We start from the raw sequence: 7,348 nt of genomic DNA, 5'->3' as shown, positions 1-7,348 counted from the left end.
ATGTCCTTCGCGGCCTTGTCGAAGTAGGTGTCCGCCTCGAAGCCCTTGGCCGCGATGACGCAGCCCCGGGTGACGCTCGCCGGGCCGGTGCACCAGGCTGACCAGGCTCAGCGGCACCGGCTCCACCAGCGGCACGGTCACCGCCCCCGGAATCCGCGGCCCGCCGACCGTCGTCAGCATCGGATCGCCGTGCCGGGCGAGGTAACGGGCGGTCTCGTCCACGCCCACCGGCGGCACGTACGGCGGCGCCGGCGTCAGACCGTGCTCGCGCAGCAGCCGGGTGCCCAGATCGGCCCACTCGGTGGTGGCCGGGTTGCCCGCGCAGACGTCGACGGGGTGCCCGGCCAGCTCGGCCAGGCGCAGCACCGGCCGGTCGGCCAGCGGGTGGGTGTCCGCCATCATCACCGACATCCGGTCGAACCGCACCGGCAGCTGGGCGAGCCGGCCGCGCACCGGCTCGGGCAGCCCGGCGAAGCGGCCGAAGGCCGCGTCCAGCCGGTGGGCCAGCAACTCGGCGGCCGCCGCGGCCAGTCCGCCGTGGAAGCGGGCCAGCAGTTCGCCCTCGGGCCAGGCGGCGCGGGCCCGTTCGAGCACCCGGTCGGGGGTGAGGTCCGGGCCGGTGACGTCGCTGTTGAGGTCGACCAGCAGCGGCCGGCCGGCCCCCGCCCCGGCCGAGGCCGCGGCCTCGGCGAGGATCTCGTCGTGCAGGGCGAGGAGCCGGCGGGCCCGGGGCAGCAACCGCTGCCCCGCCGGGGTGAGTTCGACGCTGCGGGTGGTGCGGGTGAACAGCGCTTCGCCGAGCAGCCCCTCCAGGGTCCGGACGTCCCGGCTGAGCGCCTGCTGGGCGGTGTGCAGCCGCTCGGCGGCCCGGCCGAAGTGCAGGGTCTCGGCGGTCGCGACGAAGCCGCGCAGCAGTCGGGGGTGCAGGTCGCGGGGCATGGGCGGCAGATTAACAACATCGTGTTGTGAGTGCGGCGAAACAGGTGTTGGACGGCTGCCCGCCGACGGCGCCAGGCTGTCCGGACACCCTCCCCCCTTGCTCACAGGAGCCCGATGCCCTCGCGCGCCCTCCTCGCCTCCTACCGGCGGCTGTTCGCGACCCCCGGCGCCCTCGCCTTCACCCTGAGCGGACTGCTCGGCCGGCTGGCGCTGTCGATGAACGGCGTCGCGCTGGTGGTGCTGCTCTCCGAGCGGCGCGGTTCGTACGGGCTGGCCGGGGCGGTCTCGGCGGCCGGACTGGTCGCCGGCGCGATCGGGATGCCGCTGATCGGCCGGCTGGTGGACCGCCACGGGCAGGCGCGGGTGACGGTACCGGCCGCGCTGTACAACGCCGTTCCCCTGGCCGGCCTGCTGCTCTGCGTCCGGCTGGGCGCGCCCGACTGGACGCTCCTGCTCTGCTCCGCGGCCTGCTCGGCGGCGCCCAACCTCGGCGGCATGGCCCGCTCCCGCTGGGCGCACCTGCACCGGGACGACCCGGCCGCCCGACACCTGGCCAACTCCCTCGAGCAAGCGCTGGACGAGCTCTGCTTCATGGCCGGACCGGTGCTCGCGATGCTGCTCTGCACCACGATCGCCCCGGAGGCCGGGCTGATCGCCGCCGGCACCCTCGGCACCGCCGGGGCCCTGCTGTTCGCGGCCCAGCGCAGCACCGAACCTCCGCTGCCCGTCCGGGAGTCCACCGGCACGCGGCACGGCTCCCCGCTGCGGGTTCCCGGGCTGCGGGTGCTGGTGCTGACCTTCCTGGCGACCGGCATGGTCTTCGGCGCGACCGAGATCACCACCGTGGCGTACGCCGACGCGCTCGGCCACAAGGCGTCGGCCGGGCTGCTGCTGGCCCTGGTCGCGGCCGGGTCCTGCGTGGCGGGGCTGCTGTTCGGGCTGCTGACCCCGCGCCGGGCACCGGGCCGGCGCTTCCTGCTCGGCACGGCGGCGATGGCCGCGGTGCTGCTGCTGCCGCTCGCCGCCGGACTCGGCGGGACCGGACTCGGACTGCTCGGCGCCGCCCTGTTCGCGGCCGGCACCGCGACCGCGCCGACCATGGTGACCGGGATGACGCTCGTCCAGGAGCTGCTGCCGCAGCGGCAGTTCAACGAGGGGATGGCGATGGCGGTGTCCGGCATCGTGGTCGGCATCTCGGCGGGCGCGGCGCTCGCCGGGGCGGTCGCCGAGCGGGCCGCTCCGGGCACCGGCTACGTCCTGCCCGCCGTCGCCGCCGGGCTCGCGCTGCTGGTCGCGCTGGCGGGGCGGCGGCACCTGGCGGTGCGGAAGGGGGCGGGCCGGGCTCCGGGCTCCGGGCCGGAGGGTACGGCCGGCGGGGCACCCGAGGGCACGGTCGGCGGGGCACCCGACGGGTCCACGGAAAATGGCGAGCAGATTGTCAGTGCCACCCTCTAACGTCGAGGCATGGGGGAAATCACTTACGTCCGAGGCGATGCCACCACGCCCCAGGGCAAGGGCGTGAAGGTGATCGCGCACGTCTGCAACGACCTCGGCGGCTGGGGCAAGGGCTTCGTGCTCGCGCTCTCCAGACGCTGGCCCGAACCCGAGGCCGCGTACCGACGCTGGCACCGGGAGCGGGCGACGAACGACTTCGGTCTCGGCGCCGTCCAGCTGGTGCCGGTCGATCCGCACGTCTGGGTGGCCAACCTGGTCGGCCAGCGCGGCATCCGGACGGGGCGCTCCACCGGCGTGCCGGTGCGGTACGAGGCGATCGACACCGCTCTGACCGCGCTCGGTGAGCACGCGCTCCGGCTCGGCGCCTCCGTCCACATGCCGCGGATCGGCTGCGGCCTGGCGGGCGGGCGTTGGGAGCGGGTCGAACCGCTGGTCACCGCCCGGCTGACGGCCCGGGGCGTGCCGGTGACGGTCTACGACATCGGCTGACCCGACCGCGCCCGCGCTCCCTCCGCTTCCACCGATCCGCTCCGACCGGTCCGTCCCTACCGATCCGCCGGCTCCTGCCGGTCGGCCCGGACCGCCACGCGTCCGGCCGGCCAGGCGTACACGTACTCGGGCAGCAGGAATCCTCCGGGGAACTCCCCCTCCTGCGCCCGGACCCGCTCGGCGCCCTCGCGCTCGTAGAAGGCGATCGCGCGGGTGTTGTCCCGCAGCACCTCCAGGGAGAGTCCGGCCCCGGGGTGCCGCTCGGCGACATGGGCGCGGCCCGCGGTCAGCAGTTCGCGACCGATGCCGCCGCCGTTCAGGCCCGGCCGCACGTGCAGGTTGTCGATCAGCACCCCGCCGTCCGGCTGGGGGACGAGGTAGATGAACCCGACCACCACGCCGCCCCGTTCGGCGATCAGGAGCTCGGGTGCGTTCTCCGGCTCCCCGTAGTCGGCCTCCAGACGCAGTTTCCACAGTTCACGCCGCTGGGCGACCATCCCGTCGCCCAACCCCTCCGCCGGGACGATCCCCCGGTAGGTGGTGCGCCAGCTGTGGGCGTGCACCTCGGCGACGGACTCGGCGTCCCGCACGCCACCGCGCCGGATGACGGTCTGGCCTGAACTGATCATGTGACCAGCCTCCCACAGAGAGATGGAGTTGAACATGTTCAACCGAAGCGTCTACAGTTCCACCCAGCTTTTGAACGCGTTCGAAATGACGGGGGTCGTCGTGGTACCGGATGCGGAGGGGGCATCCGGTACCACGAACACCGACACCGGTTGGAACGTCGTCTCCGGCTAGGCTCGTGCGCGTGGACGACCTGGCAGCGACGAACCGACCGGACGGCGAGAACGGCACGGCCGAGGCTTCGGCCGTGCCCGTACCGGAGAACGGCCCCGGGCCGGAGAACGGCCCGCGGCCGGACGGCGGACCCGGACCGGACGGCGGGCCGCTGCCCGGCGGCCGGGCCCAGCCGAAGACCGACAAGAGCGAGGCGACCCGGGCCCTGATCCTGGAGACGGCCATGCGGCTGTTCCAGGAACGGGGCTACGAGAAGACCACCATGCGCGCCATCGCCACCGAGGCCGGCGTCTCGGTGGGCAACGCGTACTACTACTTCTCGGCGAAGGAATTCCTGATCCAGGGGTTCTACGACCGGATGACCTACGAGCACGCGGCCGACGCCAAGCGCCGCATGGCCCACACCCGGGACTTCGCCGAACGGCTGCAGATCGCGCTGACCTCCTGGCTCGACACGGCCGCGCCGTACCACGAGTTCTCCGCGCAGTTCTTCCGCACCGCCGCCGACCCGACCAGCTCGCTGAGCCCGTTCTCCAACGAGTCCCACCCGGCCCGGGCGACGGCGGTCGAGCTGTTCCGCGAGGTGCTCCAGGGCTCGGAGCTGGCGCCCAAGCTGGACGCCGAACTCGTCGACCTGCTGCCCGACGTGCTCTGGCTGCACCTCATGGTCGTGGTCCTCTACTGGGTCTTCGACCGCACCGAGGACACCGAGCGGACGCGGGAGTTCGTCCGCCGGTCCACCCCCATGGCGGCCCGGGTGATCAACCTGTCCCGCTACCGGGTCTTCCGGCCGATCGTCCGCGACGCCAAGGGCCTGATCCAGGACTTCATCCTGCCCACCATCGGCAAGACGGCGGTCAAGTAGTAGCCGCCGGCACGGATCCGGCCGGCCCGCGGACGGGTCGGCCGGATCCGCCGGAGCGGGGATCAGAACTCGGTCGGCGTCCACGCCCGGAGCGGCGTGCGCAGCAGCACGTCCGCGGCGGCCGCCGCACCCGGGCGCAACTCGGTGACCAGGGCGGCCGCGGCCAGCCCGGAGACGGTCTGCCCGCCCAGGTAGACCGCGCCCAACTCCGAGGCGCCGAGCGCCAGGTCGGCGTCGTCCGTGGTCCTGGTACAGCGGCCGGTGCCGTCCCCGGCCACCTCCAGGGCCCAACGGCCGGACGCGTAGCCGAGCTTGTCGTCGACCTCCAGCACCACCCGGCCGGAGGTGTTGTACGTCCGGGCGCCGAACGCCGCCTCGACGTCCAGCACGCGCAGCCACACCTCGTCGGCGTTGTCCTCGTGCGGGGTGGCCGCGCGCGGCTCCTGGAGCAGCAGCGGCAGCGGGTCGTCCGGGCCGAGCCTGGACACCGTGACCCGGGCCGTCCAGTCGACGGACATCACGAAACGCCACAGCTCGACCGCGGTGGGCAGGTCGAGCGCGATGAACTCGTCCACGCTGAGCGTGCCGTCGGGGTAGGCGCCGTCCCACTTGGGGTCGATCCGGTAGAGCACCAGGCCGGTGACCGTGCCGTCGGCGTCCCGGTGCACCGCGGCGAACGGCTCCTTGAAGTCGGAACCCGGCACCCGGACCTCGCCGACGGTGCGCTGCCACCACAGCTCGTCGCGGCCTATCGCGCCCGGCTGGGTGCGCCGCCAGCGCTCGTACAGGTCCGCGCCCAGTTCGCGCAGCTCCGCCATGTCCACGAAGTCGATCCGGCCGCCGGGAACGCCCGGCAGCCCGTCGCGCAGGCCCCGGGTGCGGCGCAGGTCGATGTTCCGGCCGCCGCCCCAGGTGGCCGCGCCGAAGCCGAACCGGCCGTAGATGTTGTACTCGGCGGCCATCAGCACGGCGACCGCCATGCCGCGCTCGGCGGCGGCCGCGAGGTCCCGGCGCATCATCGCGCTGAGCAGGCCGCGGCGGCGGTGGGTGGCGCTCACCGTGACGTTGGTGATCGCGTCGGCCGGGACCACGGCCCCGCCGGGGACGGTCAGTTCGGTGTCGAAGCTGCGGAAGGTGGCGATCTGGGACCCGCCGTCGAAGCCGGCCAGCATCCGGCCCGGCTCCCACTGCCGGCGGCGCACTTCGGTCGCCCGCTCCCTGTGCGGGCGCAGGAACCCGAAGGCGAGCGCCTTGTCCCAGGCCTCCACCTCGTCCAGGGAGACGGCACGGACCTGGAGCCCGTTCACGGTGTCAACGGCCGAATGATCGATGCTGGTGCCCATGGGGCCACCGTACGGCGGCCCTCCCGGGGCGGCACCCGATTTATTCCGTGCCCGACCCGCCGCGCCGTTCCGCGCCCGACCCGCTGTGCTCGCCCGGCACCACCACCCAGTGGTTGGTGCGCAGGACGCGGTCGGCGAAGTCCACGTCCTGTTCGCCGAGCAGCCGGAACCCGAGCGCCCGGCAGATCCCGTTGGACGGCCCGTTGGTCGTCCCCGGGTTGGCGTGCACCTCGCCCCAGCGGCCGTCCTCGGCGGCGTCGTCCAGCACCCGGCGGACGGCGGTCTTGGCCAGGCCGCGGCCCTGGTACTCGGACAGCACCATCCAGCCGATCTCGGAGACCGTCACGCCGTCCTCCTGGTCCGACCAGAGCGTGACGGCGCCCGCCACCTCGTCGTCCCCGGCGCCGTCCGGCACGATCATCCTGATCCAGGAGGTGTCCCCGGCCGCCAGGGCGAGGTCCTTGCGCAGCCGCGCCTCCACCGCCTCCCGGGGCAGCGGGCCGCCCAGCTCGGCCATCATCACCGGGTCGCAGCGCATCCTCACGTACGCCTCGACGTCCCCCGCCCGAACATCCCGCAGTCGCATGACGCCTCCTCCGCACCGGTCCGAGCGGCCACGCTAACGCGGCCCACCGACATCGGCACCGGGGGTTCAGGGCCTGGCGTAGAAGTCCGGGGTGCCCATGATCCAGAGGCTGGCCTGCTTGATCGGCATGCCGGCCCGCGGGGCCTCGATCATCTGGTCGTCGCCGATGTAGAGCCCGACGTGGTGGATGTCGGCGGCGCGCCCGGTGTCGCTCCAGAAGACCAGGTCGCCGGGACGCAGTTGGCGGTAGCCGATCGGAGTGCTCTGGGCGTACTGGTCGGCGGCGAAGTGGTTGAGCCGCCGGCCGCCCTCGCGCCAGGCCATCATCGTCAGCCCCGAGCAGTCGTAGCCGCCCGGGCCCTCGCCGCCCCAGACGTAGGGCAGGCCGATCCTGGCCCTGGCGAAGGCGATGGCGGCGGCCGCGCCCTCGGCGGACCACGGTCGGACCTCGGGCGGAACGGCCTGCACCCTGGCGGCAGCGGCAGCTGCGGCAGCAGCGGCCTCGGCTTCCCGGGCGGCCTGCTCGGCGGCGGCGCGGGCGGCGGCCTCGGCCTCGCGGGCGGCGATCGCCTCCAGGGCCTCCCGGCGTTGGCGCTCCAGCTCGACCGTGGTGTTCCGGGCGGCGGCCAGTTCGACGAGCAGTTGCTCGCGGCGCCGCCCGGCGGCGGCCACCTCGTTCTGCTGGGCGGCCAGCCGCTGTTCCGCCCTGGCCCTGGCCGCGCCGACCTCGGTGGCGGCCCGTCCGGCGGCCTCGGTGGCGGCCCGGGCGGCGGCGGAGGCATTGCGGGCGGCAGATCGTCACAGGACGACACGATCCCTCGGGCCTTCAGGTGGCGGGCCAACTCTCCGGGAAGGCAGTGCAGCCTGCGA

8 protein-coding genes are annotated in these 7,348 nt (G+C 74.2%); 3 read left to right on the top strand and 5 right to left on the bottom strand.

What is annotated here, in order from left to right:
- A partial coding sequence (locus tag AB0E96_RS36105; protein ID WP_359830210.1) for a LysR family transcriptional regulator occupies positions 1–939 on the bottom strand: 939 nt, incomplete at its 3' end.
- A 114-nt stretch (positions 940–1,053) separates the two neighbouring features.
- Between AB0E96_RS36105 and AB0E96_RS36100 the strand changes: the two genes are divergently transcribed.
- Both AB0E96_RS36100 and AB0E96_RS36095 read left to right on the top strand, forming a co-directional pair.
- Positions 1,054–2,394 (top strand): MFS transporter, encoded by a 1,341-nt coding sequence (locus AB0E96_RS36100; protein ID WP_359830208.1) that lies wholly within the window; start codon positions 1,054–1,056, stop codon positions 2,392–2,394.
- 9 nt (positions 2,395–2,403) lie between these two features.
- A complete protein-coding gene (locus tag AB0E96_RS36095) occupies positions 2,404–2,883 on the top strand; it encodes a macro domain-containing protein (protein WP_359830206.1) in 480 nt (159 codons plus the stop codon).
- A 56-nt stretch (positions 2,884–2,939) separates the two neighbouring features.
- Here AB0E96_RS36095 and AB0E96_RS36090 read toward each other — a convergent pair whose 3' ends face one another.
- Positions 2,940–3,512 (bottom strand): GNAT family N-acetyltransferase, encoded by a 573-nt coding sequence (locus AB0E96_RS36090; RefSeq protein ID WP_359830204.1) that lies wholly within the window; start codon positions 3,510–3,512, stop codon positions 2,940–2,942.
- 182 nt (positions 3,513–3,694) lie between these two features.
- Between AB0E96_RS36090 and AB0E96_RS36085 the strand changes: the two genes are divergently transcribed.
- Positions 3,695–4,549, top strand: coding sequence for a TetR family transcriptional regulator (locus AB0E96_RS36085; RefSeq protein ID WP_359830202.1), 855 nt, complete (start codon positions 3,695–3,697; stop codon positions 4,547–4,549).
- A 62-nt stretch (positions 4,550–4,611) separates the two neighbouring features.
- Here AB0E96_RS36085 and AB0E96_RS36080 read toward each other — a convergent pair whose 3' ends face one another.
- The 3 genes from AB0E96_RS36080 to AB0E96_RS36070 all read right to left on the bottom strand — a co-directional run bounded on the left by AB0E96_RS36080 (position 4,612) and on the right by AB0E96_RS36070 (position 7,150).
- Positions 4,612–5,892, bottom strand: a complete 1,281-nt coding sequence (locus tag AB0E96_RS36080) for a GNAT family N-acetyltransferase (protein ID WP_359830200.1) — start codon at positions 5,890–5,892, stop codon at positions 4,612–4,614.
- A 40-nt stretch (positions 5,893–5,932) separates the two neighbouring features.
- Positions 5,933–6,478: a GNAT family N-acetyltransferase gene (locus tag AB0E96_RS36075; protein WP_359830199.1), complete on the bottom strand. Its 546-nt coding sequence runs from the start codon at positions 6,476–6,478 to the stop codon at positions 5,933–5,935.
- Positions 6,479–6,544: 66 nt separating this feature from the next.
- Entirely contained in the window at positions 6,545–7,150 is a 606-nt protein-coding gene (locus AB0E96_RS36070) for a C40 family peptidase (RefSeq protein ID WP_359830197.1), read from the bottom strand.
- Between the last annotated feature and the right edge of the window lie 198 nt (positions 7,151–7,348).

The organism is Kitasatospora sp. NPDC036755, assembly GCF_040636595.1.
Lineage (GTDB): Bacteria > Actinomycetota > Actinomycetes > Streptomycetales > Streptomycetaceae > Kitasatospora.
This window is presented reverse-complemented; position numbering and strand designations above follow the sequence as displayed.

Coding starts and splice junctions, on each gene's coding strand:
- AB0E96_RS36090 (WP_359830204.1), bottom strand. CDS start 3,512: ATGATCAGTTCAGGCCAGACCGTCATCCGGCGCGGTGGCGTGCGGGAC.
- AB0E96_RS36075 (WP_359830199.1), bottom strand. CDS start 6,478: ATGCGACTGCGGGATGTTCGGGCGGGGGACGTCGAGGCGTACGTGAGG.
- AB0E96_RS36095 (WP_359830206.1), top strand. CDS start 2,404: ATGGGGGAAATCACTTACGTCCGAGGCGATGCCACCACGCCCCAGGGC.
- AB0E96_RS36100 (WP_359830208.1), top strand. CDS start 1,054: ATGCCCTCGCGCGCCCTCCTCGCCTCCTACCGGCGGCTGTTCGCGACC.
- AB0E96_RS36080 (WP_359830200.1), bottom strand. CDS start 5,892: ATGGGCACCAGCATCGATCATTCGGCCGTTGACACCGTGAACGGGCTC.